The organism is Streptomyces sp. 378 (genome assembly GCF_030124145.1).
In the GTDB taxonomy this organism is placed as follows: domain Bacteria; phylum Actinomycetota; class Actinomycetes; order Streptomycetales; family Streptomycetaceae; genus Streptomyces.
In genome coordinates this window covers 144,684-169,335 of the sequence record NZ_JASKMS010000013.1, presented here as the reverse complement: position 1 = coordinate 169,335, position 24,652 = coordinate 144,684, and the positions used below count along the sequence as shown (strand labels likewise).

The following is a 24,652-nucleotide window of genomic DNA, read 5'->3' as shown; positions in this document are numbered from 1 at the left end:
GCGCGAACAACCGCACACCACCCGCAGCGGGCCGCCGTGAGAAGGATTCACGGCGGCCCGCTGTCACGTGGAGTTGACGCTCTGACACCAGCGCGACACAACATCTGGGGGTGCCATGCGCGCCCGGCACAAGATGTATGCTCATGCTCGCTGTCGCCGCAGGGGAATCCGGTGCGAATCCGGAACTGTCCCGCAACGGTGTACTTGTGCATGTTTCGTGCACACGAGTCAGTCCGAGGACCTGCCGACAGCGCACCCGGCCACCCGGCCGGTGTGCTCCGACGTCCGGGCCTCGTGGAATGGGCCGGTGGACGCGACGCCGCGTGCGCTCGTGTGCTGCCCCCTGCCCTCGACGAGGCCCCGTGCCGAGCGAGGGAGAGCCCCCACGTGACCATCGCGCCAGCCGAACCGGTCTCAGCCGCCGAAGAAGTGCAGGACGCTCCCGGAGCCGCGTTGCTGCGGACCCTGACCGAGCTGACCGCCGACCTCCCCGACACCGACGCCGGCCGGGTCGCCGCCGCCGCGCTGCGCGGCCGGTCCGCCCGGGCGGACGAGACGGAGTTGCGGGAGCTGGCGACGGAGGCCGCGGCCGGCCTGATCTCCGAGGACCCCGCGTACTCCCGGCTGGCCGCCCGGCTGCTGACCATCGGCATCCGCGACGAGGCCGCCTCGCAGGGCGTCACCTCCTTCACCGAGTCCGTCGCGGCCGGCCACCGCGAGGGCCTCATCGCCGACCGCACCGCCGAGTTCGTGCGGCTGCACGCCGCCCGGCTCGACGCGCTCATCGACACCGGCGCCGACGACCGCTTCGGCTACTTCGGCCTGCGCACCCTGCACAGCCGCTATCTGCTCCGGCACCCGATCACCCGCAAGGTCGTCGAGACGCCCCAGCACTTCATGCTGCGCGTCGCCGCCGGTCTGGCCGAGGACGACACCAGCCGCTCGGTGGACGAGGTCGCCGCGCTCTACGCGCTCATGAGCCGCCTCGACTACCTCCCCTCCTCCCCCACCCTCTTCAACTCGGGCACCCGGCACCCGCAGATGTCGTCCTGCTACCTCCTCGACTCCCCCAAGGACGAGCTGGACTCCATCTACGACCGCTACCACCAGGTGGCCCGGCTGTCGAAGCACGCCGGTGGCATCGGCCTGGCCTACTCCCGCATCCGCGCCCGCGGTTCGCTGATCCGCGGCACCAACGGGCACTCCAACGGCATCGTTCCGTTCCTGAAGACCCTCGACGCCTCGGTCGCCGCCGTGAACCAGGGAGGCCGCCGCAAGGGCGCCGCCGCCGTCTACCTGGAGACCTGGCACTCCGACCTCGAGGAGTTCCTGGAGCTGCGCGACAACACCGGCGAGGACGCCCGCCGTACGCACAACCTGAACCTCGCGCACTGGGTGCCGGACGAGTTCATGCGGCGTGTGAACGCCGACGAGCAGTGGTCGTTGTTCTCCCCCTCGGACGTGCCCGAGCTGGTCGACCTGTGGGGCGAGGAGTTCGACGCCGCCTACCGGGCGGCCGAGGCGAAGGGCCTGGCGAAGAAGACACTGCCCGCACGCGAGCTGTACGGCCGGATGATGCGCACCCTCGCGCAGACCGGCAACGGCTGGATGACCTTCAAGGACGCCGCCAACCGCACCGCCAACCAGACGGCCGAGCCGGGCCACGTCGTCCACTCCTCCAACCTCTGCACGGAGATCCTGGAGGTCACCGACGACGGCGAGACGGCGGTGTGCAATCTCGGCTCGGTCAACCTCGGGGCCTTCGTGAGCGACGGGGACCTCGACTGGGAGCGCCTGGACGAGACCGTCCGCACGGCCGTGACCTTCCTCGACCGGGTCGTCGACATCAACTTCTACCCCACCGAGCAGGCGGGCCGCTCCAACGCCCGCTGGCGTCCGGTCGGCCTGGGCGCGATGGGCCTCCAGGACGTCTTCTTCAAGCTGCGCCTGCCCTTCGACTCGCCCGAGGCCAAGGCCCTGTCCACCCGCGTCGCCGAGCGCATCATGCTCGCCGCCTACGAGGCTTCGGCCGACCTCGCCGAGCGGAGCGGCCCGCTGCCGGCCTGGGAGAAGACCCGCACGGCCCGGGGCGTGCTGCATCCCGACCACTACGACGTGGAACTCACCTGGCCCGAGCGCTGGGCGGCCCTGCGCGAGCGGATCGCGACGACCGGCCTGCGCAACTCCCTGCTCCTCGCCATCGCGCCCACGGCCACGATCGCCTCGATCGCGGGCGTGTACGAGTGCATCGAGCCGCAGGTGTCCAACCTGTTCAAGCGCGAGACGCTGTCGGGTGAGTTCCTCCAGGTCAACTCCTACCTGGTGGACGAGCTGAAGCGGCTCGGCGTGTGGGACGCCCGCAGCCGGGAGGCCCTGCGCGAGGCCAACGGCTCGGTGCAGGACTTCGCCTGGATCCCCGAGGACGTCCGCGCCCTCTACCGCACGGCGTGGGAGATCCCGCAGCGCGGCCTGATCGACATGGCGGCGGCCAGGACCCCGTTCCTGGACCAGTCGCAATCGCTGAACCTCTTCCTGGAGACGCCGACCATCGGCAAGCTCTCCTCGATGTACGCCTACGCCTGGAAGTCCGGGCTGAAGACGACGTACTACCTGCGCTCGCGCCCGGCGACCCGTATCGCCCGCGCCGCCCGGGCCACCGTCCCCGCGCAGGCCACCGCCGATCCCGAAGCGGTCGCCTGCTCCCTGGAAAACCCCGAGTCCTGCGAGGCCTGCCAGTAATGAGCACCCAGAACCTTCTCGACCCCGGCTTCGAGCTCACCCTGCGCCCCATGCGCTACCCGGACTTCTACGAGCGCTACCGGGACGCCATCAAGAACACCTGGACGGTGGAGGAGGTCGACCTCCACTCGGACGTCGCCGACCTCGCCAAGCTGTCCCCCGCGGAGCAGCACCTGATCGGCCGCCTGGTCGCCTTCTTCGCGACGGGGGACTCGATCGTCGCGAACAACCTGGTGCTGACGCTGTACAAGCACATCAACTCCCCGGAGGCGCGGCTGTATCTGAGCCGGCAGCTCTTCGAGGAGGCCGTGCACGTCCAGTTCTATCTGACCCTGCTCGACACCTACCTGCCCGACCCGGAGGACCGTGCGGCGGCGTTCGCGGCGGTGGAGAACATCCCGTCCATCCGCGAGAAGGCCTCGTTCTGCTTCACGTGGATGGACTCGGTGGAGAAGATGGACCGGCTGGAGACCCGGTCCGACCGCCGGCGTTTCCTGCTCAACCTGATCTGCTTCGCCGCGTGCATCGAGGGCCTGTTCTTCTACGGCGCCTTCGCCTACGTGTACTGGTTCCGCAGCCGGGGCCTGCTGCACGGCCTGGCCACCGGCACCAACTGGGTTTTCCGCGACGAGACGATGCACATGTCGTTCGCCTTCGACGTGGTCGACACGGTCCGCAAGGAGGAGCCGGACCTGTTCGACGACCGGCTCCAGCAGGAGGTGACGGACATGCTCCGGGAGGCCGTCGAGGCCGAGCTGCAGTTCGCGCGCGACCTGTGCGGGGACGGTCTCCCGGGCATGAACACCGAGTCGATGCGGCAGTACCTGGAGTGCGTCGCCGACCAGCGGCTCACCCGCCTGGGCTTCGCCGCGGTGTACGGCTCCGAGAACCCCTTCTCCTTCATGGAGCTCCAGGGGGTTCAGGAGTTGACCAACTTCTTCGAGCGGCGGCCCTCCGCGTACCAGGTGGCGGTCGAGGGGACCGTCGACCTGGACGAGGACTTCTGAGCCGGTTCGCTCTCCCGGGCCTCCTGGGCCTCCCTGATCTGACGGTCGATGCGCCGCTCGCGCGCCAGGCCGATCACCGACGGGAGGACCAGGAGGGCCAGCGTCCCGAGTACGAAGATCATGGCGATGAGTGTCTGCGTCTGGTTCGTGTCCATGGACACCACTGTCGCGCCGCACACTCCTTACCGTCAGTGGCAGTACTGCCGTAGACCCTCGAATTACTGCCACCGGCGAGGCACACTGGAACCATGCTGCAGAACGTGGCCGTCGCCCTGCTCGACGGCGTGAACCCCTTCGAACTCGGTGTGGTGTGCGAGGTCTTCGGCACCGACCGCGGTGACGACGGCCTGCCGGTGTACGACTTCGCCGTCGCCTCGGCCGAGGGCCCGGTCCTGCGCATGAACTCGGGCTTCTCGCTGCACGTCGAACACGGTCTGGAGCGGCTGGAGAGAGCCGATCTGATCGCCGTGCCGGCCGGGCAGAGCTATGCGTCCCGTGAGTTCCCGCCCGAGCTGCTGGACGCCTTGCGGCGCGGGGTCGACCGCGGCGCCCGGGTGCTCAGCGTCTGCTCGGGCGCCTTTGTGCTGGCCGCCGCCGGTCTGCTGGACGGCCGCCGCTGCGCCGTGCACTGGAAGCACGCGAAGGACCTCGCCCGTCGGTACCCGCGCGCGGCCGTCGAGCCGGACGTGCTCTATGTCGACGAGGACCCGGTGATCACCTCCGCCGGCACGGCCGCCGGGATCGACGCCTGCCTGCACCTGGTGCGCAAGGAGCAGGGCAGCGAGGTCGCCAACAAGATCGCCCGGCGGATGGTGGTGCCGCCACACCGCGACGGCGGCCAGGCCCAGTACATCGAGCGCCCACTGCCGCCCTCCGAGGCCGACACGATCGGCGAGGTCCTGGCCTGGATGGAACGGCACCTGGACGAGGAGGTCACCGTCGAGCAGCTGGCCGAGCGCGCCCTGATGTCCCCGCGGACCTTCGCCCGCCGCTTCCAGCAGGAGACGGGTACGACGCCCTACCGCTGGATCCTGCGCCAGCGCGTGCTGCTGGCCCAGCGGCTGCTGGAAGCGACGGACGAGACCATGGACGCGATCGCCGGCCGAACGGGGTTCGGCAACGCGGCCGCATTGCGCCACCACTTCGTCCGGGCGGTCGGGACCACCCCGAACGCCTACCGGCGGACGTTCAGGGGTCCCGAGGCGGCCTGAGGCCAGGGGCTCTCACCTCTCCACCGGCCGCACCCGCAGGTCGTGCGGCCGGAGCGTGATCCCCACCCGTGTGTCGTCCCTCGACCCCGCCACCTGCTCGAAGCGGTACCTGGTCGCCAGCGCCGCCGTGACCAGCGTCAGCTGGGCCATCGAGAAGTGGTCGCTCGGGCACTTGCGGTTGCCCACGCTGAAGGGGCTCATGGCGTGCTTGGGGATGTCCTTGACCCGGTCCGGAAGCCAGCGGTCGGGATCGAACTCAAGGTGCCGCTCGTACGACTCCGGGTCGCGCTGGATCGCGTACGGGCTGTAGACGATGTCCGCCCCGGACGGAATGCGATATCCACCGAGTTCCGTGTCCCGTACCGCCCGGCGCGTGAGAATCCAGACGGCCGGACTCAAACGCATCGACTCGACGACGACATTGTTGGTGTGCCTGAGTCCTCGGACGTCTGCAAATGCCACCGGCCTCCCACCGGTGACGGCCTGCACTTCGTCCCGCACGCGGTCGGCGTGTTCGGGGTGCTCCGCGAGCATATGCAACAGCCACATGATCGTGGAGGCGATGGTTTCGCTGCCGGGGGTGAGGATCGCGACGACCTGATCATGGATCTCCTGTTCCCCGATCGGGTCGCCATTCTCGTCCTTCGCCTCCAGCAATGCCGTCAGCAAATCGTCCGGCTTTTGACCGGATGCCCGGCGCTCGGCGACGATCTCGTCGACCAGGAGATGCAAATCGGCCAAGGCCCGGTTGAATGCGCGGTTGGCCGGGAGCGGCAGGTTGTAGAGCGGTCCGAGCGGGACCACCATCCGCCGGTACATCCCACGGAAGACGGTGGCGAGGGCGACGCACAGCCGCTCGGCCCGCTCGTCCATGAAGTCGCCGCGCAGCAGGCAGCGCGCCGCGATGCGCACGGCCACCCGGAAGGACTCGGAGGTGCAGTCGATCGTCTCGCCGGGCTTCCAGCGCTCGGTGAGTGCGTGCGCCTCCTCCTCCATGATCGGTCCGTAGGCCGGGATGGCGTCGAGCCGGAAGGCGGGCTGGATGGTGCGCCGCTGGCGCCGGTGACGCGGGCCGTTGGCCGTGGCCACGCCCTCCTTGCCGAGCAGGCCCTCCAGGGACTCCCACAGCGGCCCGGCGATGATGAAGTCGTTGCTCAGCGCCAGGGCGCCGGTCAGGTCCGGGGTGGTGACCGCGTACACCGTCTTCGGCCCGAGCTTCAGCCGGACGACGTCGCCGTGTTCGCGCAGCCGGGACATGAACGCCAGCGGGTCGCGCGCCAGTTTCCAGCCGTGGCCGAGGACGGGGACCCCGCCGCCCGCCCGGGGTGGCTCCCCCGGCCCCACCGCCGGCGGGGTCTCGGGCTTCACAGACTCGACGGTCATTTCTCACCTGCCGCTTCGTTGTTGACGTACGGGGGCGTGGACCGGTCGTCCCAGCTGTCGACCATGTACCGGCCGGACTCGTGGTGGAACCAGTAGACGGAACTGAACCAGTTCCGCATATTGCTCAGGCAGGCCCGCACGGCGGCGCTCAGTTCTTTTCCCCGCACGGTGCCGTCGGCGAGTTCTTCGGCGAACCGTAAGGCCTGGTGCTCGGCGTCGATGAAATCGGCGATACTTTTCTCGACGCGGCCCCTCACGTCCACGACCGCCTGTTCCAGAGTCAGCCCCTCATGGGTGATGAGGCTGATTCCGAGATTGTGCACCTCGTCGCCCGCTATCTCTTTCGGGAGCGAGCACAGATCGTTGTACCAGGCGGCGAATTCCTGGCTCAGCAGCGCCGCCCGTCGATATGCCGGGTGTTTCCGGACGGGGTCGGGAAGCTCACAGCCGGCGGTCGGCTCCAGCAGGTCCGTCCATATCCAGTGCGCAAAGGTGAGCCGGCGCAACCGGAGGTATTCCTCGACCGTCGGCACGACTCCCCGGGTGCGATTGTGGAACTCCTGGTCGTACGCGTCGATCACCGCGTGGAAGTGCCGGGCGAACCGGAGGTTCCACGTCTGGGAGAGGAAGCCGTACAGCCGCAGCACGCTGTCCGCGAACCCGGCGACCAGTGGGTCCTCGTGGTGCAGGTGCTCCCCCGGGGAGTCGAGGGCCGAGTGCAGCCGGTCCCGCAGCAGCCGCCAGGCGGCGGGTCGGCCGTGCACGATGTCGCGGTCGTGACGGTCGTCCCAGACGAAGAACCATGCGCTGTAGTCGGCGATCGCCTGCATGACCTCATCGGAGGCGTCGATGTAGTACCCGGCCATGAGGTCCGTGTAGCAAAGACCGTCGGCATATTCCTCCACCTTGTCCGCCGGCATGAGCCGCTTTTCGAGCAGCCAGGCCCGCGTCCTCTCCTGGCACTTCGGCCAATACGGGTGGAGTTGCCGGGGAAACGCCGCCTCGATCACCGGGAGAGAGAGCGACGGTGGAACTGCGATCGTGGCCTGTGTCGGCGTGGTTCCGTGTGACAAAGCATGCACGAACTAACCCCTCTCAGCCGCCAGTTGGCGCGGGCGCCCCTCCCTTCGTGCCGGGCGTGCGCCGTTGCATACCCCGCTCATCCCATTCAGCACTACAACTGACCGTTCTGGGAACGTATTTGCTTCATTCGCTACCTCACAGTGCCGAATCTCCCGTTGTGTGACTACCGGTGGATCGCCAGGAGAGCAGAAGCGATCGAACGTGCGACGGACAGGCGAACGGCACAGACGAACGGCGCCTGTTCAGGGTGGGGAACCCGAACAGACGCCGTGCGCCTGGTGAAGCCGAGATCTCAGTCGTTGGCCACCACGGGGTAGCGGGGCTCGTTCTCGGCCATCTGCCGCAGCGCGTCCTTGCGCTCGCGCTTGGAGAGCCGGTCGATGTACAGATAGCCGTACAGGTGGTCCGTCTCGTGCTGCAAACACCGTGCGAAGTATCCGGTGCCGCGCACCTTGATCGGGTTGCCCTTCTCGTCCTGCCCGGTCACCTCGGCGCAGTCCGGCCGGGCGAGCGGCGCGTACGCCGTGGGCACCGACAGACAGCCCTCGTTGCTGTCGTCCAGGCGGCGCTTGTCGGCGGGCAGTTCGACGAGCTTGGGGTTGCAGACCACGCCGGTGTGCCGGGCGCCCTCGTCGTCCGGGCAGTCGTAGACGAAGACCTTCGCGTCGACCCCGATCTGGTTGGCGGCGAGGCCCACGCCCTCGGCGGTCCGCTGGCTGGCGAACATGTCCGCGACGAGCTGCTGGAAGTCGTCGCCGAAGTCGGTGACGTCCTTGCACTCCTTGTGCAGCACCGGGTTCCCGACCACTGTGATCGGCCGCGAGGTCCCCCGCTCCCGCCAGGCCGCCTCGCGCTCCTCGCAGTCCTCCGTATCGATCACGTACCCCTCGTCATCCACGGGGAGCACGCCCGAGCGCTGCTGATCGGTGTCCTGCTGAGCCATGACGTTACGTACGCCTTCCTGAAACTGACCGGGCTGAGATGCTGATACAGGGTACGCGGGTGAAACGCCCTGCTTTCAGGGGCGCGGGGAACCGCGCGAGCCACCACGGCACAGCCACACCCGACAACGGCGCTAGCACACCTCTTCCAAATCCCGCCAATCCCGGGAATCCGGACTGTCGGCCACCCACCCGTCCAGCAACCCCCGAACCAGCGAAGCCGGCGCGGCCAACCCGCACTCCCGCTCCGGCACCCACAGCTGCCCGTCCGTCCGGTGCCCCAGCGGCCCGGGGTGCCCCGGCTCACTGTGATCGTGCGGATCGAGGTGCTCCCCGTCGCCCTCGTCGGACGGCATCCGGGACTCCGAGCACATCCGGCACAGCAACCGCACCGAAGAGGACCAGTCCTCAGCGGCGAACCCGGCGTCCCCGGCGAGCTGCTCCAGCGCGTCCCGGTCCGCCTCCGTCGCGGCCTCCAGCAGCACCACCCACGTCGGCACGGGCGACGGCGCCCACAGCTCGATCTCGTCGAACACCGGGTAGGTGTGCCCGGCGGCCGTGGTCCGCTCCCCGTGCGGCACACCGTCGTGCAGGACGACCTCGCCCCAGCGGCGCCCCGACGAGGGCAGGGGAATGGACAGCACCTCGATCCGGGCGGGATCCAGCCGCCGCCCCCACACGACCTCGGCCTCCCCCTCCGGGGAGAGCCGTACGGCCGCGCTGCCGAGGGCCATGCCGACGGGCTCACCGGAGTCGTTGGCCGCACCCGGCAACCGCAGCCCGTAGGCCTGCCAGGCGCGCCGGGCCAGCGGCCAGTCCTGGAGCGCGGTCGCGGCGATGCCCACGTTCCACCAGTCGGGCGCGCCGGCGTCCCGGTCGAGCAGTGCCACGGCCCGCAGTCCGGCCGCCCGCGCCTGCTCCCAGTCGTGCCGGAACTTGTGCAGCAGGGCGAGGTTGAACCAGGACTCGGAAAGCCAGGGCTCCAGATCGGCGGCACGTGTCAGCAGTGCGCCTGCGTCCTCGTACCGGCCGTCGCCGATGAGGGTGAACGCCCGGTCTGTGGCCTGCCGCCAGGAGGCGGAGGGCCGGTGCCGTCCCTTGCCGAAGATCCTCACGATTCCCGCCTGCCAGTTCCGTGCGGTGGGCTGGCCGTAGCTGTGTTTCGAGCCCCCGGACACCTTCTCCTTCGCATCCAACCACGTACGGCCTCGAGGGCGCTCATTACCCATGGGTTACCCAGCCACGGGCAGGGTCAGACTGCTCCTTGCCAGTACCCGGGCCAGTGATTCCACCACCTCCGGGGCGTATGTGCCGGCGGTGGCGAGCCGGAGTTCCTCCAGCGCCGTCAGCGGCCCGCCGGGCCCTCCTTCCCGGGACTTCTCCTCGTACGCGTTCACCGCCCGGACGATGCGCGCCGCGAGCGGCTGCTCGGTGTAGGGGTCGGCCTGCCGCTCCACGACCACGGCCACCGCTTCGTCGACGCCGGTCTGCCGCACGACAGCCCCGCCGAGCAGCGCGATCCGCCGCTGCTCGGTGGCGGACAGCGCGGCGGTGGCGCCCGCAGGCACCGGGTCGACGAGGCTCAGCTGGCCGATGTCGTGCATGAGCGCGGCGTACTCCAGCACGCCCAGTTCGGGCTCGGTCAGCCCCAGGTCCCGGCCCACGGCCCGGCTGAGCGCGGCGACGCGCCGGGCGTGCCCGGCCGGGGTGTAGCCGGCGACCTCGGTGGCCCGGGCGAGGGAGGCGATGGTCTGCCGATAGGTCGCCCGGACCGCGGCGTAGCGCCGGAACGACATCTGGGCGAGCAGCAGCGGCACGGAGAAGACGGGCAGCGCCCACAGCCCCACGACGGCGACCGCCAGCGCCATCACCGCCCCGGTGGCGATGACGGCGGACCCGATGCCGCACAAGCCCCGCAGTTCGTCCCGCAGCACCGGCCCGAAGGGCCAGCCGGTGCGGGTGCGGGCCAGGGCGGCGGCGAACACCGCGTCGCACAGCGTGGTCAGGGACAGCAGCGCGAGCAGCAGCAGCGCGTAGGCGGGGCCGCCCCAGTCGTCGAACATGCCCCGGTTGTAGGGGGGCTGGAAGCACAGGGCGACGAACCCGACGGTGAGCACACGGCGCGCCAGGTGGTCGACCGTGGGCCCCTGCCCGCGAGCGATGTGCGGCACGCTGCCGAGCAGTGAGGCGGCCAGCACGACGGCGACGACCTGGGCCGGGCCGTGGTGCGTGGCCCGCCCGCCGGCCTCCCCGAGCAGCGCGTAGGACAGGGCCGCGGCGGCGCCGAGCGGTGCCGGCTCCCGCACCCGCGCGCCGTTGCGGCGGGTGAGCTCACCGACGGTGACGAGGACGCCGAAGGCGACGGCGACCCGGCGTTCCTCCAGCCCTTGGTGGAGGGTGGCGGCGAGGGAGGCGACGGCGAGGAGGGCGGCGCAGGCGTGGACGAGGGTGAGGAGCGGTGGCGGCCGGTCCGCGCTCATCGGTGTGCCCCCGGGCGGCTGGAAAGGGGGGCGCCGGGCGGGGGCACCCGGGCCGGGCGGGTCTCCTCGTCGTCGGCGGTCACGGCGGGGTGCCATCCCGTGCGCCGGACGGCCTCGACGAGGGCCGTGACCATCACCGGGTCGAAGTGGCTGCCCGCGCACCGCTCCAGCTCCGCCAGGGCCACGGCGACGGGCCGGGCCCTGCTGTAGCTCCGGGTGGAGGTCATGGCGTCGAAGGCGTCCGCGACCGCCACGACCCGTGCGGACTCGGGAATCTGACGGCCCACCAGACCGTACGGGTAGCCGCTGCCGTCCAGTCGCTCGTGGTGGTGCAGCACGGCGGCGCGGGCCTCGCCGAGGAAGCCGATGCCGCGCACCATCTCGTGCCCGTACTCGGGGTGCAGTTCGATCACCCGCCGCTCCTCGGGTGTCAACGGCCCGTCCTTCCTGAGCAGCCGGGTGGGCACGCCCAGCTTCCCCACGTCGTGCAGGATCCCGGCGAAGCGGAGCACCTCGACGCGCTCGTCGTCCATGCCCAGCTCGCGCGCGATCATCAAGGAGGCCTGGCCGACCCGCTCGCTGTGCCCGCGGGTGTACCCGTCCTTGATGTCGACGGCCTGGACCAGCGCCCGGATGGTCGCCTGGTGGGCGGCCCGTTCCCGGTGGTACTGCGCGAACGCCCACCACGAGACGCACATGGGCAGCAGCACCAGCAGCGCGGCGACAGGACCGTACGGGCTGCGCCACAGCACGGCCATCATCAGCCCGGCGAGGCCGTGCACGGCGATCGGCGCGAGGGAGCGCGTCACCAGTCCCCGCCAGGCCCGCCGCACCGGCACCCGCTCTGCCACGGCCAGGATCCCGCCGTCCAGCAGCGCCAGCACCAGGCAGAACACCAGCACGGCCGCCCCGGCGGGCCCGAGGGCGTAGGGGACGTCGCCCGCGACGACCGCGTCGCGCCCGCCGAGCAACCGGTGTGTCGTGGCCGCGGCCCACACCCCCAGGACGAGCTGGGCGGCCCGCCAGGTGCGCCGCAGCGCCACGGGCCGCTGCCGGGCCTGCGAGAGCAGCGCCCCGGGGACGGCCACCAGCGCGGCGGCGGGTGCCGGCAGCAGGAAGGCACCGGCGAGCAGCACGGGGTAGAAGGTCCCGGCCGGATGGGAGAGCCCCACGAACCGGGACCGGGCGACGCGTTCGCAGCCGGCGTACAGCGCGGCGAGCAGCGCGACCGCCCACCAGGGTGTGCGGACGTCCGGGAGCGGCAGCAGACAGGGCAGCGCGGCCATCACGACACAGGCGATGTAGACCCGTGCCCGTGCCGGTACCGCTTCCATGAGCCCCTCCCCCGGCCATGTCCGTCAGGCCCGGAGCCTAGGGCGGCGGCAGGGGGGTCCGCGGGTGGATGACCCGCGGGTTAGCACGTTCGAGTGACGCGTTCGAAGGGACTATCCCCCTCGGAGCGTGGGTAGTTGAAAAGCGCAGGAGTGTCAGGACTCCTGGGGCGCGGCGGGCGAGGCCGTGACGTCCTGGTCGGGGACGGCCTGGCCGGAGCGGATCAGCTCGATCCGCCCCATGACCTTGTCCCGCAGGTCGCCCGGCACGTCGTCATGCCCGCAGCAGCGCTTGACGAGCTTCTTCACAGCCTGCTCCAGCCCGTACTTCTCGAGGCAGGGCGAGCACTCCTCGAAGTGGTGCTCGAACTTCACGCAGTCCGAGTCCGGCATCTCACGGTCGAGGAACTCATAGAGATGATCGAGGATTTCGCTGCAATCCGTCTCGTGCGGCTCTCCGCAGCTCATGACCCCGAGCCTTTCGCTTCGTTCGACTCTCCGGCACCGGCCGGGACCATCCCGCGGTCACGGGCGTAGTCCTGCAGCATGCCGCGCAGCTGACGGCGGCCCCGGTGCAGCCGGGACATCACCGTACCGATGGGTGTCCCCATGATGTCGGCGATCTCCTTGTAGGCAAACCCCTCGACGTCCGCGAGATACACGGCGATACGGAACTCCTCGGGAATGGCCTGGAGCGCCTGCTTCACGTCCGAGTCGGGCAGGTGGTCGAGCGCCTGCGACTCCGCGGAGCGCAAGCCCGTCGACATGTGCGACTCGGCGCGGGCGAGCTGCCAGTCCTCGATCTCCTCGGCCGCGGAGCGCTGAGGTTCGCGCTGCTTCTTGCGGTACGAGTTGATGAAGGTGTTGGTGAGGATCCGGTACAGCCACGCCTTGAGGTTGGTGCCCTCGCGGAACTGGTGGAAGGACGCGTACGCCTTGGCGTACGTCTCCTGCACCAGGTCCTCGGCGTCGGCCGGGTTGCGCGTCATGCGCAGCGCGGCCGAATACATCTGGTCGAGGAACTCGAGCGCGTCCCGCTCGAAGCGCGCACTGCGCTCCGCGGCCGTCTCCGCGCCCGTGCCGCCCTGGCCCTCGGGCTGCTCCGCCTGGCCGTCTTCGGTCCCTGCGTCGGTCCCAGTGACCGGACCCACCTCCTCGAGTGTTCTCGTGAGACCGAGACCGGTCTCACCCGAATCGGAGGATAGACGACGATCCGGTCCGCCCGCCGCCCGAACCGGGGCGGTCCTGGCCGCGTGCAGCACCGTCCAGTCCAGGTCGGCGCGGCTGCTGCGGGTCGGGCAGATGGTCGAACCCATGCGGCGGACTTCCTCTCCTACGACGTCGGTGCTGGTCTCCAGCACGTACGTCCCGCACAACAGTGACCGCCGCCCCGGCATTCCCGAAGCTTTACCCGAGTGACCCGGTCCACTGCACGACCGCGTCCGTGATGAGGGCCACGGCCGCGTCCTGCGTGATCTCCGCACGCTTCGGCACGGCGAAGCCGTGATCTCCGTACGGGATCTCCACGAGTTCGTACCGTCCTTCGGGAAACTCCTCCGGCTTCCCGAACGGGTCGTTGCCGCCCTGCACGACCAGGGTGGGCACCCCGGAGCCCAGCAATTCGTCGGCGCGGGACTTCTCCGGCTTGCCCGGCGGGTGGAGCGGGAAGCTGAGCGCGAGCACGGCGTGGGCCCCCAGCTCGGTGGCGGTACGGCAGGCGACCCGGGCCCCCGCGCTGCGCCCGCCGGCGACGACCGGCAGCCCCGGAGCGGCCAGCGCGGGCCAGATGCCGCGCCAGCCGGTGTCCAGGGTCCTGGGGGCGGGTGCCAGTTTCCTCCCCGCCACCCGCCAGGGCTGCTCCACCCGGGCCACGGTCACCCCGTGCGCGGGCAGGACCTCGGCCAGGGCCTTCAGGTCACGGGCCTCGATGCCGCCCCCGGCGCCGTGACCGACCGCGAGGACCAGCCGGGCGTTCCTCGCGGGGTGCCATGTGATGCGGGCGGTTCCGGCCTCGGTCTCGACGGTCCCGGTGGTCTCACCGGTCGCCTTCGTCACCTTCGCCATGTTCGTCACGTTCGCCATGTCGTCATGTTCGTCACATTCGTCATGTCAGAAGAGTGTGCCCTCTTCCGGTCCTTCCAGCTCCTTCAGCAGCTCCGGCCCGTTGTTGCGGACGTTGCTGACGGCCGTGGCGACCGGGTAGGCGCGCATCAGCCCGGCGGGCGGCGGGGCGAGCAGTTCGCGCAGCTCGTCGGCGTCCGTGCGGGACGGGTCCAGCCAGGCGTCCCAACGATCGGGCGTCAGCATCAGCGGCATCCGCGGGTGGATGTCGGCCAGCGCCCGCGGCCCGTCGGCCGGGGACACCGCGAGCGGGCTCTGCTCGGCCTCCGTGGTGATGACCGAGCACGTCACCCACCAGGCCCGCGGGTGGTCGTCCGGCAGCGTCCTGTCCCGCCAGAACTCGTACAGCCCGGCCATGGCGAAGACCGACCCGTCCGCCGGTGTCACGAAGTACGGCTGCTTGCGGGGTCGCTTCTTCTTGCCCTCGACCTCCAGCTCGCGCTCCTGGCTGCCGGTGACCCACTCGTAGTAGCCGTCGGCGGGCAGGATGCAGCGCCGGGAGGTGAAGGCCCGACGGTAGGACGGCTTCTCGTGGACGGTCTCCGCGCGGGCGTTGATCATCCGGGCGCCGCCCTCGGGGGTCTTCGACCAGGACGGGACGAGCCCCCACTTCAGTGTGCGCAGTTGCCGAACCGGCCGCGTGTCGTCCGCGTCTTTCAGGGGGCGGTCGAGGACGGCGTAGACCTCTTTGGTGGGCGCCACGTTGTAGTCCGGCTCGAGGGTCTCCTCGGGCTCCCACTTCTCGACCTCAAAGATTCCTGCGAGATCCTCTGGCCTACGACTCGCTGAATACCGTCCGCACATACGTGCCACACTGCCAGGCCCACCCGCCGCCCGGCCACCACCTCTCAACGTGGGCGCTGCGCGCCACACCCATCGGATCGACCACAGGGAGCCGACGCCACCCATGGACAGCACCGCAATCGCCTCGCTCGCCTCCCTCTGGGACGAGGTGTCCGGCACGCAGCCCGACCCCGACCTGTGGGTGGTGATCGCGACCCTGGGCGCCGCGCTCGCCGTGGTCCTCCCGCACGGCCTGTGGCGCCTCTCCCGCAACGCCATCACCATCGCCCACGAGGGCGGCCACGGGCTCGTGGCCCTGCTCACCGGCCGCACCCTCACCGGCATACGGCTGCACTCGGACACCAGCGGCCTGACCGTCAGCCGCGGCAAGCCGCACGGCATCGGCATGATCCTCACCGCCGCCGCCGGCTACACCGCCCCGCCCCTGCTGGGCCTCGGCGGTGCCGCCCTGCTCGGCTCCGGCCGCATCACGCTCCTGCTGTGGCTGGCCACGGCCCTGCTGCTCGCCATGCTGGTGATGATCCGCAACGCCTACGGCGCACTGACCATGCTCGTCACCGGTGGCCTGTTCGTGGTGGTGTCCTGGCTGGCCGGCCCGCAGGTGCAGGCGGCGTTCGCGTACGCGGTGGTGTGGTTCCTACTGCTCGGCGGGGTCCGCCCGGCCTTCGAACTCCAGGCGAAGCGGGCCCGGGGCGGGGCCGGCGACTCGGACGCGGACCAGTTGTCGCGGTTGACGCACGTACCGGCGGCGCTGTGGTTCTTCCTGTTCCACGCGGTGTCGCTGTGCTCGCTGCTCGGTGGCGGGCGCTGGCTCCTGGGCCTGTGACAGCCGGCCCGAGGGGTGCGGGGCCGCCCCCGTGCGCGGCTGCGCGCGCCGGGCGCCACCGGCCCCGACGGCGCCGCACTCGGAGCACGGCCTGCTTATAAAGTAAAGGCATGGCCCCGAACACCGCAGACACCGCCCTCTGGCCCGCCCCGCACGCGAGCGGAGCCGTCGACGCGACGGTCCACGTGCCCGGGTCCAAGTCCGTCACCAACCGCGCCCTGGTCCTCGCCTCGCTGGCCTCCGAGCCCGGCTGGCTGCGCCGGCCCCTGCGCTCCCGCGACACCCTGCTGATGGCCGGGGCGCTGCGTGCGATGGGCATCGAGATCGAGGAAGGCGTGGGCCCCGACGGCACCGGCGAGGCCTGGCGGGTGCTCCCCACGGGCCTGCGCGGCCCGGCCCAGGTCGACGTCGGCAACGCCGGCACGGTGATGCGGTTCCTGCCGCCGGTCGCCGCGTTGGCCGACGGCTCCGTCCGGTTCGACGGCGATCCCCGTTCCTACGAGCGTCCGCTGAACGGCGTCATCGACGCGCTGCGTCAGCTCGGCGCCCGCATCGACGACGACGGCCGCGGCGCGCTGCCGATGACCGTGCACGGCAGCGGCGCCCTGGACGGCGGCATGGTCGCCATCGACGCCTCCTCCTCCTCACAGTTCGTGAGCGCCCTGCTGCTGTCCGGCCCGCGCTTCAATCAGGGCGTCGAGGTCCGCCACACCGGCGCCACGCTGCCGTCCATGCCGCACATCCGCATGACCGTCGACATGCTGCGCGCGGTCGGCGCCCAGGTGGACACGCCCGAGTCGGGCGGTGAACCGAATGTCTGGCGGGTCTCGCCGGGTGCTCTGCTCGGCCGCGACCTGGTCATCGAGCCTGACCTGTCGAACGCCCAGCCGTTCCTGGCGGCGGCGCTGGTGACCGGCGGCAGGGTCGTCGTCCCGGACTGGCCCTCCCGCACCACGCAGCCCGGTGACCGGCTGCGCGAGATCTTCACCGAGATGGGCGGCTCCTGCGAACTGACGGATTACGGTCTGGCGTTCACCGGCTCCGGCTCGGTGCACGGCATCGACGTCGACCTGAGCGAGGTCGGCGAGCTGACGCCGGGTATCGCCGCGGTCGCGGCCCTCGCGGACTCCCCGTCGACCCTGCGCGGCGTGGCCCATCTGCGGCTGCACGAGACGGACCGGCTGGCCGCGCTGACGAAGGAGATCAACGAACTCGGCGGTGACGTCACGGAGACCGCCGACGGTCTGCACATCCGCCCGCGCCGGCTGCACGGCGGGATCTTCCACACCTACGACGATCACCGCATGGCCACGGCCGGCGCGATCATCGGCCTCGCGGTCGAGGGCGTGCAGATCGAGAACGTGGCGACGACGGCCAAGACCTTGCCCGGCTTCCCCGACCTGTGGACCGGGATGCTCGGGGCGTAGGACGCAGGGATCACGTCATGCGCCGCTATGGCAAGCACACCGACGAGGACGACATCCGCACCCGTCCCGGCCGCCGCAACACCCGGCCCCGGACGAACCTCCGCCCCAAGCACGAGGACGCCGCCGAGGGCCTCGTCCTCACCGTCGACCGGGGCCGCCTGACCTGCCTCGTCGAGGACCGCGTGGTCATGGCGATGAAGGCCCGCGAGCTGGGCCGCAAGGCGGCCGTGGTCGGCGACCGGGTGGCTCTCGTGGGCGACATGTCGGGCAAGAAGGACACGCTCGCGCGGATCGTGCGCATCGCGGAGCGGACCTCGGTCCTGCGCCGCACCGCGGACGACGACGATCCGTACGAGCGCGTGATCGTCGCCAACGCCGACCAGCTGGCGATCGTCACCGCCCTGGCCGACCCGGAGCCGCGCCCCCGGCTGATCGACCGCTGCCTGGTCGCGGCCTACGCCGGCGGCCTGGACCCGCTGCTGGTCCTGACCAAGTCGGACCTCGCCCCGCCCGACAAGCTCCTGGAGCTGTACGGCCACCTCGACATCCCGCACGTCGTCACCAGCCGCGAGGAACTGCAGAACGGCAGCGCTGTCGCCCGTGTGCGCGAGCAACTCGACGGCCAGATCACGGCGTTCGTCGGTCACTCCGGTGTCGGCAAGACGACCCTGGTCAACGCACTCGTCCCGGAGGAACGACGACGTACGACGGGACACGTGAACGCGGTGACGGGCCGGGGCCGGCACACCACCACCTCGGCACTGGCGCTGCCGCTGTCGGGCGAAGACGGCTGGGTGATCGACACCCCGGGCCTGCGGTCCTTCGGACTGCACCACGTGGACCCGTCCCAGGTGATCCACGCCTTCCCCGATCTGGAGCCGGGCACCGAGGGCTGCCCGCGCGCGTGCAGCCACGACGAGCGGGACTGCGCGCTGGACGCGTGGGTGGCCGCGGGGCACGCGGATCCGGCGCGCCTGTACTCGCTGCGGCGGCTGCTGGCCACGCGGGAGCGGACGGAAGGCGACTGACCTCCGCGTTGTTTGTCCTGGCGTGGAGACGGTAAGTGCATAATCGCACCCAAGCCGGATGCGGGCCGGGCCGAAGCCGGACGAGCGTCGGATCGCCGTGTACGCGGTGAAGCCGACGGAGCGGTCACTGATCGTGGGATACGGGAGGACGACTCATGGCGTGGCTGCTGGTCATCGTGGCCGGATTGCTCGAGACCGGCTTCGCCGTATGTCTGAAGCTCTCGCACGGCTTCACCCGGCTCTGGCCCACGATCGCGTTCTGCGCCTTCGCGCTCGGCAGCTTCGGACTGCTGACCCTCGCGCTGAAAAAACTCGACGTGGGCCCCGCGTACGCGGTGTGGACCGGCATCGGGGCGGCGGGGACGGCGATCTACGGCATGGTCTTCCTCGGCGACGTGGTGTCGACGCTGAAGCTCGTGTCGATCAGTCTCGTCATCATCGGCGTGATCGGGCTCCAGTTGTCGGGGTCGGCGCACTGACCCCCTGTCAGCCCGGCTGCCGCTGAAGGGCGCCGCGGACGAGGTCGGCCACACCGCCCTCGCCCGGTGGCGCCGCCACACAGGACAGGGCCAGTCTGACGGCGAGTTCGCAGGTGCGGGCCAGCTCGGCGGTGTCGGACGTGGGCGTGCCGTGCCCGGCCAGGACGGTGACGGCCCGGTCGCGCACGAGGGCGACGAAGTCGCCGGGTGAGGGCAGCGGCCCGTCGGCACGGCGCTGGGCCGGTACCGCCGAGGTGGGCGGCACGGACAGCGGGGCGGGGGCGGGCAGCCGCTCACTCCAGCAGCCGGTGAGCATGGCGCGCACGAGGAGGCTGTCCCGGGCCGCGGAGGTGGTCCACTCGGCGGTGGCGGTGAGCCGGTCGCGGGGATCGCCGTACCCGGCGAGAGCGCGGTCCACCCCGGCGAGATATCCGTCGGCCTCTCGTCGCACGAGCGCCCGGGCGAGGCCGTCCTTACTGCCGAACTCGTTGTAGAGCGTCTGCCGGGACACTCCTGCCGCCGCGGCCACGTCGACCATCCGTACGGCGGACCACGGCCGGCGCGCCAGCGCCGTGTAGGCGGCGTCCAGTAGTGATTCCCGCGCTGCAGGCATCATCGCCTCCCCTTGGGGCGAGCGGCTCTGCGCCCAGATTTGACGCGTGTGACACCACTGTCAAGGGTTCGCGAGTGCGCGCGGGGGCGCGTTTCGGCCTTGCCGCGCGGCCTGTTGACCCATGGGCCGTGCCTCGCCCGAGTCCGCGAACGCGCGGTCGTACTCCGGCGGGACGGCGGTGGACGCCGACCCCGGGGCGGAACGTCGGCGCGAGCCCGCCCACGCGGGTCACGGCGGCTCCTTGGGGTCGTCGTCGCACATCGAGGTCGACACGAAGGAGCCGAGCACCGCGAGCCCCGGGCACCGGGCGAGGGCCGAGCACCGCGAGCCCCGGGCACCGGGCGAGGGCGGCCATGCGTCGCGTCCGATACCGGTGCCGAGCAGCAGGCCGCGCAGGGGCTCGGTGGCCGGGGTGAACGGCTGGTACTCGGCGATCGGCTGGAACCAGCCCGGCATCGCGTCGAGCGGGACGAAGGTGCCGGACAGGAGAGGCTGCAGGATCGGGGCAGCGCGTTGTCACCGGCCGCCTCGGCGTTCGGGCTGACCAGGCCCATGCCGACGGCGATCCAGGTGGGCGCCGTGACGAAGAGCACGAGCAGTCCGACGGCCGCGGCCCACTCCAGGACGGTGGCATCGGTGGAGGGCGATCCGATGGCCATACCGACGATCCGACCAGCACCACGTCGGCGAGCGGCGGCCCCAGCCGTCACAGGGTGCCGCAGGGACCGCCCGCAGCAGGCTGCCGACGACGTGCCCGATGAGCACCGACCCGCGGTGGACGGCCATGGCGCGGAAGCGGGCGATGACGCCCTCGGTCAGGTCGTTGGAGACGGGGACCGCGGTGCCGGTGGTGGTGCTGCCGATATTCGTCAGCAGCAGTCCCGGGACGACGAAGGCGATGGAGGCGGCGCGGTCCGACCGCCGCCGATGCGGCACTCATGGTGTCGCCGAAAACGTAGACGAAGAGCGGGCCGAGCAGCGAGAAGATCGTCCCTTCCGGGACGGCTCGGTCGACTCCGTCCAGGACGGTCTTGTCGCTCTCGGACCTCCGCAGCCCGTTCCGCGCGACGGCCGGGTCGGTCACGCCCAGGCCCGAGAGGGTGCCGGCGGCACCGCCGACCCGAGCCCGGATCACCGACCCTCGCGCGCCCTGGGCGCCGGGCCCCCGCCCCCACCCTCACAAACCCCCTGTAGCCCCACCCCCACCTCGGCAGATAGGTTCGTTGCATGCCCGACTACCTCGACGATCTGCGTCTCGCCCACGTCCTCGCCGACGCCGCCGACGCCGCGACGACGGACCGGTTCAAGGCCCTCGACCTCAAGGTCGAGACCAAACCGGACATGACCCCGGTGAGCGAGGCGGACAAGGCCGCGGAGGAACTCATCCGCGGCCAGCTCCAGCGCGCCCGCCCCCGGGACGCGATCCTCGGCGAGGAGTACGGCGTGGAGGGCACCGGCCCCCGCCGCTGGGTGATCGACCCGATCGACGGCACCAAGAACTACGTGCGGGGTGTCCCCGTCTGGGCCACGCTCATCTCCCTCATGGAGGCCGGCGAGGGCGGCTTCCAGCCCGTGGTCGGCGTCGTCTCCGCCCCCGCCCTGGGTCGCCGCTGGTGGGCCGCCAAGGGACACGGCGCGTTCTCCGGCCGCAGCCTCACCAAGGCCTCCCGGCTGCAGGTCTCCCGCGTCTCCAAGCTCTCCGACGCCTCCTTCGCGTACTCCTCGCTCAGCGGCTGGGAGGAGCAGGGCCGCCTGGACGGCTTCCTTGACCTCACCCGCGAGGTGTGGCGCACGCGGGCGTACGGCGACTTCTGGCCGTACATGATGGTCGCGGAAGGCGCCGTCGACATGTGCGCCGAGCCGGAGTTGTCCCTGTGGGACATGGCCGCCACCGCGATCGTCGTCACCGAGGCCGGTGGCACCTTCACCGGACTCGACGCGCGCCCGGGCCCGCACAGCGGCAACGCTGCCGCGTCGAACGGCCTGTTGCACGACGAGCTGCTCGGATATCTCAACCAGCGCTACTGAGCCCCCCGTTGTTTCCGAGCGCCCCCTTGTTGACCCTCCCTTTACCTGCCACTCTGAGAGTCCCCCCCCACTTGTGAATTTGTGAAACCCTGAACGAACGGCGGGGAGACTCCCAGGAGGTGGCTCCATCCATGCTCGTCCGTGACGCCATGAGCACTGTCGTCCTCACCATCGGCCCGACCCACACGCTGCGCCAGGCCGCCGCGCTGATGTCCGCGCGCAAGGTCGGGGCGGCCGTGGTCCACGACCCCGACGCCGGCGGCATCGGCATCCTCACCGAACGCGACGTCCTCAACTCCGTCGGTCTGGGCCAGGACCCGGATACCGAACGCGCCCACGCCCACACCACCACCGACGTCGTCTTCGCCGCTCCGACCTGGACCCTGGAGGAGGCGGCGAGCGCCATGGCACACGGCGGCTTCCGGCACCTCATCGTGCTGGACGGCGGGGAACCGACCGGCATCGTCTCGGTCCGCGACATCATCCGCTGCTGGGCACCCGCGCGTCAGCGCGTTCCGGCATGAGCGCGCGGACGGGCCGGGCCCCCGAAAGGGACCCGGCCCGTCCGCCACAGCAAGCGGTCCAGCGCTGGAGTTCAGCCGCGCAGGGCCTGGACCGCGACCTCCAGCCGCTTGCCGTAGTCTCCGTCGGCCCGACGGAAGTTGTCGATCGCCCGCTCGACGATGTCGTCACGCGAGACCTTGGCGATGAAGCCCGCCAGGTTGGCGATCAGGCGCTCTTTCTCGTCCTCGCCCATCAGCCGGTAGAGGTTGCCCGCCTGCACGAAGTCGTCGTCCTCGGCGTGCACCGGAGTGGGGTGGTTGCCCGTCGCGCCGCTCACGGCAGTGGCGGACCACAGCGGACGGTCCGTCTGCGACGGGCCGCCGAAGCTGTTCGGCTCGTAGTTCTTCGCACCCGCGTGTCGGCCGTCGTAGAGGTATCCGTCACGGGAATTGGTCCGCGCGACGGTGGCGTGCGGACGGTTCACCGGCAGGTGGTCGGCGTTGATGCCGACGCGGTAGCGGTGGGCGTCACCGTAGGCGAAGAGGCGGCCCTGGAGCATCTTGTCCGGGGAGGGCCCGATGCCCGGTACGAAGTGGGCGGGGCTGAAGATCGACTGCTCGACCTCGGCGAAGATGTTCTCCGGGTTGCGATTGAGCTCCAGCTTGCCGATCTCGACGACCGGGTAGTCCGCGTGCGGCCAGACCTTGGTCAGATCGAACGGGTTGAAGCGGTACGTCGCCGCCTCGGCCACCGGCATGATCTGCACGCCGACGGTCCACGTCGGGTACTCGCCCCGCTCGATGGCCTGGCGCAGGTCGCGCTGGTGGGAGTCGGGGTCCTCACCGGCGAGCCGGGCGGCCTGCGCGCTGGTCAGGTTCCTGATGCCCTGGTCGGTCTTGAAGTGGTACTTCACCCAGAAGGCCTCGCCGGCCTCGTTGCTCCACTGGAAGGTGTGCGAGCCGAAGCCGTCCATGTGGCGGTAGGAGGCCGGGATGCCGCGGTCGCCGAACAGCCAGGTCACCTGGTGCGTGGACTCGGGCGACAGGCTCCAGAAGTCCCAGACGTTGTCCGCCTCGGTCGAGCCGGTGTACGGGTCGCGCTTCTGGGTGTGGATGAAGTCCGGGAACTTGATGGCGTCCTTGATGAAGAACACCGGGGTGTTGTTGCCGACGAGGTCGTAGTTGCCCTCCTCGGTGTAGAACTTCAGGGCGAAGCCCCGCGGGTCGCGGACCGCGTCCGCCGCGCCCAGGTTGCCGGCCACCGTCGAGAAACGCAGGAAGACCTCGGTCTGCTTGCCGATTTCGGAGAGGAACGCGGCGCGCGTGTACGGGGTGACATCGGCGGTCACCGTGAACGTGCCGTACGCACCCGCGCCGCGGGCGTGCACCACGCGCTCCGGGATGCGCTCGCGGTTGAAGTGGGCCAGCTTCTCCAGCAGGAGCTGGTCCTGGACGAGCACCGGGCCGCCGATACCCGCGGTCTCGCTGTTCTGGTTGTCGGCCACCGGGGCCCCGGCCTCCGTCGTAAGCGGTCCCTGCGTCACGTGCGCCTCCTGCACCATTCCTGACCAGTCCTGTCCCTTGGCCAAAGCCGATCTCGATCCTACAATAGACAATGTCTAAAGCAAGTGGGACTCTAAACTCACACCTGTTCGGGACCTGGTCCCCTTAGCTGTTAGGCTGGTGGCCATGAGTGACCTTCTGGAACGCCTGCGCGGACGCGGATGGCGGATGACCGCGCAGCGGCGCGTCGTGGCCGAGGTCCTCGACGGCGAACACGTCCATCTGACGGCCGACGAGGTCCACGCCCGGGCCGTCGCCAAGCTCCCCGAGATCTCCCGGGCGACCGTGTACAACACCCTCGGTGAGCTCGTGACCCTCGGCGAGGTGCTGGAGGTGTCCACCGACCAGCGCGCCAAGCGGTACGACCCGAACGCCCACCAGCCGCACCACCACCTGGTCTGCGCCCAGTGCGGCGCGATCCGGGACGTCCACCCGATCGGCAACCCGCTGGCGGACCTCCCCGACACCGAACGCTTCGGCTTCACGGTCTCGGACGTCGAGGTGACGTACCGCGGCGTCTGCCCGAACTGCGCGGCCGCTTAGCACTCCGCCTGACAAGCCCCGGCACCGATGGGTGCCGGGGCTTTGTGCCGCCCGCCGATTCGGCACTCTTCAGGCCCGTGGCGACGGGGGCATGACCGTGGAAAACACCTGAGGCCGGAACCCTTTCGGATTCCGGCCTCAGGCCTTCAGTAGCGGGGACAGGATTTGAACCTGCGACCTCTGGGTTATGAGCCCAGCGAGCTACCGAGCTGCTCCACCCCGCGTCGATGAATGCAACGTTACGTCAATGACGAGGACGGATGCAAATCGCTTCACGGCGAGCGGTTCGCCGCGCTGCGAGGCCACCGGCCCGGCTTCGGCCTCGCGGCGAACCGGGCCGCGCAACCCGCCGCCGGTCTCGGCACGGCTGCTGCGGGGTGCCGGTGCAGGCGCCTGCACCGGCATGGCACGCGCGCCGGCACGGGCACGGGCGCGTCACGGCCTCCTGCACTGGCACTGGCACTGGCACTGGCACCACGCTGCACCGACCTCCGTATCGACGTCGAGCACCGCGCAGCCCAGCCCTCACCCGACACCGGGCA

23 protein-coding genes, 1 tRNA gene, 1 pseudogene and 1 riboswitch are annotated in these 24,652 nt (G+C 70.8%); of the genes and pseudogenes, 10 read left to right on the top strand and 15 right to left on the bottom strand.

Features of this window, described 5'->3' with window-relative positions:
- The first annotated feature begins 137 nt into the window (after positions 1–137).
- Positions 138–263, top strand: a riboswitch (cobalamin riboswitch).
- 124 nt (positions 264–387) lie between these two features.
- Together QNO09_RS19695 and QNO09_RS19690 are read left to right on the top strand one after the other, a co-directional pair.
- On the top strand, positions 388–2,739 hold the full coding sequence (locus tag QNO09_RS19695; protein WP_283971513.1) for a ribonucleoside-diphosphate reductase subunit alpha: 2,352 nt from the start codon (positions 388–390) through the stop codon (positions 2,737–2,739).
- Complete coding sequence (locus tag QNO09_RS19690) at positions 2,739–3,746, top strand: ribonucleotide-diphosphate reductase subunit beta (RefSeq protein WP_283971512.1); 1,008 nt, start codon at positions 2,739–2,741, stop codon at positions 3,744–3,746. The genes QNO09_RS19695 and QNO09_RS19690 overlap by 1 nt, the downstream gene beginning before the upstream one ends.
- Here the strand turns inward: QNO09_RS19690 and QNO09_RS19685 are convergent.
- Positions 3,659–3,901: a hypothetical protein gene (locus QNO09_RS19685; protein WP_283971511.1), complete on the bottom strand. Its 243-nt coding sequence runs from the start codon at positions 3,899–3,901 to the stop codon at positions 3,659–3,661. The genes QNO09_RS19690 and QNO09_RS19685 overlap by 88 nt on opposite strands.
- 93 nt (positions 3,902–3,994) lie before the next feature.
- Here QNO09_RS19685 and QNO09_RS19680 point away from each other — a divergent pair, with 93 nt between their 5' ends.
- Positions 3,995–4,957, top strand: a complete 963-nt coding sequence (locus tag QNO09_RS19680) for a GlxA family transcriptional regulator (RefSeq protein ID WP_283971510.1) — start codon at positions 3,995–3,997, stop codon at positions 4,955–4,957.
- Positions 4,958–4,969: 12 nt separating this feature from the next.
- On the opposite strand, the gene QNO09_RS19675 is transcribed toward QNO09_RS19680, so the two are convergent.
- From QNO09_RS19675 to QNO09_RS19630, 10 genes are all read right to left on the bottom strand, one after another.
- Positions 4,970–6,340: a bifunctional albaflavenone monooxygenase/terpene synthase gene (locus QNO09_RS19675; RefSeq protein ID WP_283971509.1), complete on the bottom strand. Its 1,371-nt coding sequence runs from the start codon at positions 6,338–6,340 to the stop codon at positions 4,970–4,972.
- Complete coding sequence (cyc1, locus tag QNO09_RS19670) at positions 6,337–7,422, bottom strand: epi-isozizaene synthase (protein ID WP_283971508.1); 1,086 nt, start codon at positions 7,420–7,422, stop codon at positions 6,337–6,339. Before cyc1 ends, QNO09_RS19675 begins: the two co-directional genes overlap by 4 nt.
- 293 nt (positions 7,423–7,715) lie before the next feature.
- Positions 7,716–8,366: a peptide deformylase gene (def, locus tag QNO09_RS19665; protein WP_283971507.1), complete on the bottom strand. Its 651-nt coding sequence runs from the start codon at positions 8,364–8,366 to the stop codon at positions 7,716–7,718.
- Positions 8,367–8,498: 132 nt separating this feature from the next.
- Complete coding sequence (locus QNO09_RS19660) at positions 8,499–9,479, bottom strand: tetratricopeptide repeat protein (protein WP_283971543.1); 981 nt, start codon at positions 9,477–9,479, stop codon at positions 8,499–8,501.
- A gap of 117 nt (positions 9,480–9,596) precedes the next feature.
- On the bottom strand, positions 9,597–10,844 hold the full coding sequence (locus tag QNO09_RS19655) for an HD-GYP domain-containing protein (protein WP_283971506.1): 1,248 nt from the start codon (positions 10,842–10,844) through the stop codon (positions 9,597–9,599).
- Positions 10,841–12,178 carry an HD-GYP domain-containing protein gene (locus QNO09_RS19650; RefSeq protein WP_283971505.1) on the bottom strand — a complete coding sequence of 446 codons (1,338 nt, stop codon included), beginning with the start codon at positions 12,176–12,178 and terminating at the stop codon, positions 10,841–10,843. Before QNO09_RS19650 ends, QNO09_RS19655 begins: the two co-directional genes overlap by 4 nt.
- A 153-nt stretch (positions 12,179–12,331) precedes the next feature.
- Positions 12,332–12,643, bottom strand: coding sequence for a mycothiol system anti-sigma-R factor (gene rsrA, locus QNO09_RS19645; RefSeq protein ID WP_283971504.1), 312 nt, complete (start codon positions 12,641–12,643; stop codon positions 12,332–12,334).
- A complete protein-coding gene (gene sigR, locus QNO09_RS19640) occupies positions 12,640–13,326 on the bottom strand; it encodes an RNA polymerase sigma factor SigR (protein ID WP_283971503.1) in 687 nt (228 codons plus the stop codon). Before sigR ends, rsrA begins: the two co-directional genes overlap by 4 nt.
- A 256-nt stretch (positions 13,327–13,582) precedes the next feature.
- On the bottom strand, positions 13,583–14,239 hold the full coding sequence (locus tag QNO09_RS19635; protein WP_283971542.1) for an alpha/beta hydrolase family protein: 657 nt from the start codon (positions 14,237–14,239) through the stop codon (positions 13,583–13,585).
- A gap of 45 nt (positions 14,240–14,284) precedes the next feature.
- Positions 14,285–15,100, bottom strand: coding sequence for an SOS response-associated peptidase (locus tag QNO09_RS19630; RefSeq protein WP_283971502.1), 816 nt, complete (start codon positions 15,098–15,100; stop codon positions 14,285–14,287).
- Positions 15,101–15,203: 103 nt separating this feature from the next.
- Here QNO09_RS19630 and QNO09_RS19625 point away from each other — a divergent pair, with 103 nt between their 5' ends.
- The 4 genes from QNO09_RS19625 to QNO09_RS19610 all read left to right on the top strand — a co-directional run bounded on the left by QNO09_RS19625 (position 15,204) and on the right by QNO09_RS19610 (position 18,860).
- Positions 15,204–15,926, top strand: a complete 723-nt coding sequence (locus tag QNO09_RS19625) for a M50 family metallopeptidase (RefSeq protein WP_283971501.1) — start codon at positions 15,204–15,206, stop codon at positions 15,924–15,926.
- 110 nt (positions 15,927–16,036) lie between these two features.
- Entirely contained in the window at positions 16,037–17,353 is a 1,317-nt protein-coding gene (aroA, locus tag QNO09_RS19620; RefSeq protein ID WP_283971500.1) for a 3-phosphoshikimate 1-carboxyvinyltransferase, read from the top strand.
- A 17-nt stretch (positions 17,354–17,370) separates the two neighbouring features.
- Entirely contained in the window at positions 17,371–18,381 is a 1,011-nt protein-coding gene (gene rsgA / locus QNO09_RS19615) for a ribosome small subunit-dependent GTPase A (protein ID WP_283971499.1), read from the top strand.
- Between the two features lie 155 nt (positions 18,382–18,536).
- Positions 18,537–18,860, top strand: coding sequence for a DMT family transporter (locus QNO09_RS19610; RefSeq protein WP_283971498.1), 324 nt, complete (start codon positions 18,537–18,539; stop codon positions 18,858–18,860).
- A 7-nt stretch (positions 18,861–18,867) separates the two neighbouring features.
- On the opposite strand, the gene QNO09_RS19605 is transcribed toward QNO09_RS19610, so the two are convergent.
- Positions 18,868–19,476 carry a TetR/AcrR family transcriptional regulator gene (locus tag QNO09_RS19605; protein ID WP_283971497.1) on the bottom strand — a complete coding sequence of 203 codons (609 nt, stop codon included), beginning with the start codon at positions 19,474–19,476 and terminating at the stop codon, positions 18,868–18,870.
- Between the two features lie 225 nt (positions 19,477–19,701).
- Positions 19,702–20,527 (bottom strand): annotated as a pseudogene (locus QNO09_RS19600) (ABC transporter permease).
- 173 nt (positions 20,528–20,700) lie between these two features.
- Between QNO09_RS19600 and hisN the strand changes: the two are divergent.
- Both hisN and QNO09_RS19585 read left to right on the top strand, forming a co-directional pair.
- Positions 20,701–21,501, top strand: coding sequence for a histidinol-phosphatase (gene hisN / locus QNO09_RS19590; protein ID WP_283971496.1), 801 nt, complete (start codon positions 20,701–20,703; stop codon positions 21,499–21,501).
- A gap of 131 nt (positions 21,502–21,632) precedes the next feature.
- Positions 21,633–22,025: a CBS domain-containing protein gene (locus QNO09_RS19585; RefSeq protein WP_283971495.1), complete on the top strand. Its 393-nt coding sequence runs from the start codon at positions 21,633–21,635 to the stop codon at positions 22,023–22,025.
- Between the two features lie 71 nt (positions 22,026–22,096).
- Here the strand turns inward: QNO09_RS19585 and QNO09_RS19580 are convergent, their stop codons facing one another.
- Positions 22,097–23,548 carry a catalase gene (locus QNO09_RS19580; RefSeq protein ID WP_283971494.1) on the bottom strand — a complete coding sequence of 484 codons (1,452 nt, stop codon included), beginning with the start codon at positions 23,546–23,548 and terminating at the stop codon, positions 22,097–22,099.
- A 145-nt stretch (positions 23,549–23,693) separates the two neighbouring features.
- Here QNO09_RS19580 and QNO09_RS19575 point away from each other — a divergent pair, with 145 nt between their 5' ends.
- Positions 23,694–24,110 (top strand): Fur family transcriptional regulator, encoded by a 417-nt coding sequence (locus QNO09_RS19575; RefSeq protein ID WP_248504613.1) that lies wholly within the window; start codon positions 23,694–23,696, stop codon positions 24,108–24,110.
- Between the two features lie 150 nt (positions 24,111–24,260).
- On the opposite strand, the gene QNO09_RS19570 is transcribed toward QNO09_RS19575, so the two are convergent.
- Positions 24,261–24,334 (bottom strand) — tRNA-Met (locus tag QNO09_RS19570).
- Positions 24,335–24,652: the final 318 nt, after the last annotated feature.

Excerpts from the sequence above, each read along its gene's own strand:
- QNO09_RS19690 (WP_283971512.1), top strand. The coding sequence starts at position 2,739 with ATGAGCACCCAGAACCTTCTCGACCCCGGCTTCGAGCTCACCCTGCGC.
- QNO09_RS19685 (WP_283971511.1), bottom strand. The coding sequence starts at position 3,901 with ATGGACACGAACCAGACGCAGACACTCATCGCCATGATCTTCGTACTC.
- QNO09_RS19680 (WP_283971510.1), top strand. The coding sequence starts at position 3,995 with ATGCTGCAGAACGTGGCCGTCGCCCTGCTCGACGGCGTGAACCCCTTC.
- QNO09_RS19675 (WP_283971509.1), bottom strand. The coding sequence starts at position 6,340 with ATGACCGTCGAGTCTGTGAAGCCCGAGACCCCGCCGGCGGTGGGGCCG.
- def (WP_283971507.1), bottom strand. The coding sequence starts at position 8,366 with ATGGCTCAGCAGGACACCGATCAGCAGCGCTCGGGCGTGCTCCCCGTG.
- QNO09_RS19655 (WP_283971506.1), bottom strand. The coding sequence starts at position 10,844 with ATGAGCGCGGACCGGCCGCCACCGCTCCTCACCCTCGTCCACGCCTGC.
- QNO09_RS19650 (WP_283971505.1), bottom strand. The coding sequence starts at position 12,178 with ATGGAAGCGGTACCGGCACGGGCACGGGTCTACATCGCCTGTGTCGTG.
- rsrA (WP_283971504.1), bottom strand. The coding sequence starts at position 12,643 with ATGAGCTGCGGAGAGCCGCACGAGACGGATTGCAGCGAAATCCTCGAT.
- QNO09_RS19635 (WP_283971542.1), bottom strand. The coding sequence starts at position 14,239 with ATGGCGAAGGTGACGAAGGCGACCGGTGAGACCACCGGGACCGTCGAG.
- QNO09_RS19630 (WP_283971502.1), bottom strand. The coding sequence starts at position 15,100 with ATGTGCGGACGGTATTCAGCGAGTCGTAGGCCAGAGGATCTCGCAGGA.
- QNO09_RS19625 (WP_283971501.1), top strand. The coding sequence starts at position 15,204 with ATGGACAGCACCGCAATCGCCTCGCTCGCCTCCCTCTGGGACGAGGTG.
- aroA (WP_283971500.1), top strand. The coding sequence starts at position 16,037 with ATGGCCCCGAACACCGCAGACACCGCCCTCTGGCCCGCCCCGCACGCG.
- rsgA (WP_283971499.1), top strand. The coding sequence starts at position 17,371 with ATGCGCCGCTATGGCAAGCACACCGACGAGGACGACATCCGCACCCGT.
- QNO09_RS19610 (WP_283971498.1), top strand. The coding sequence starts at position 18,537 with ATGGCGTGGCTGCTGGTCATCGTGGCCGGATTGCTCGAGACCGGCTTC.
- QNO09_RS19605 (WP_283971497.1), bottom strand. The coding sequence starts at position 19,476 with ATGATGCCTGCAGCGCGGGAATCACTACTGGACGCCGCCTACACGGCG.
- hisN (WP_283971496.1), top strand. The coding sequence starts at position 20,701 with ATGCCCGACTACCTCGACGATCTGCGTCTCGCCCACGTCCTCGCCGAC.
- QNO09_RS19585 (WP_283971495.1), top strand. The coding sequence starts at position 21,633 with ATGCTCGTCCGTGACGCCATGAGCACTGTCGTCCTCACCATCGGCCCG.
- QNO09_RS19575 (WP_248504613.1), top strand. The coding sequence starts at position 23,694 with ATGAGTGACCTTCTGGAACGCCTGCGCGGACGCGGATGGCGGATGACC.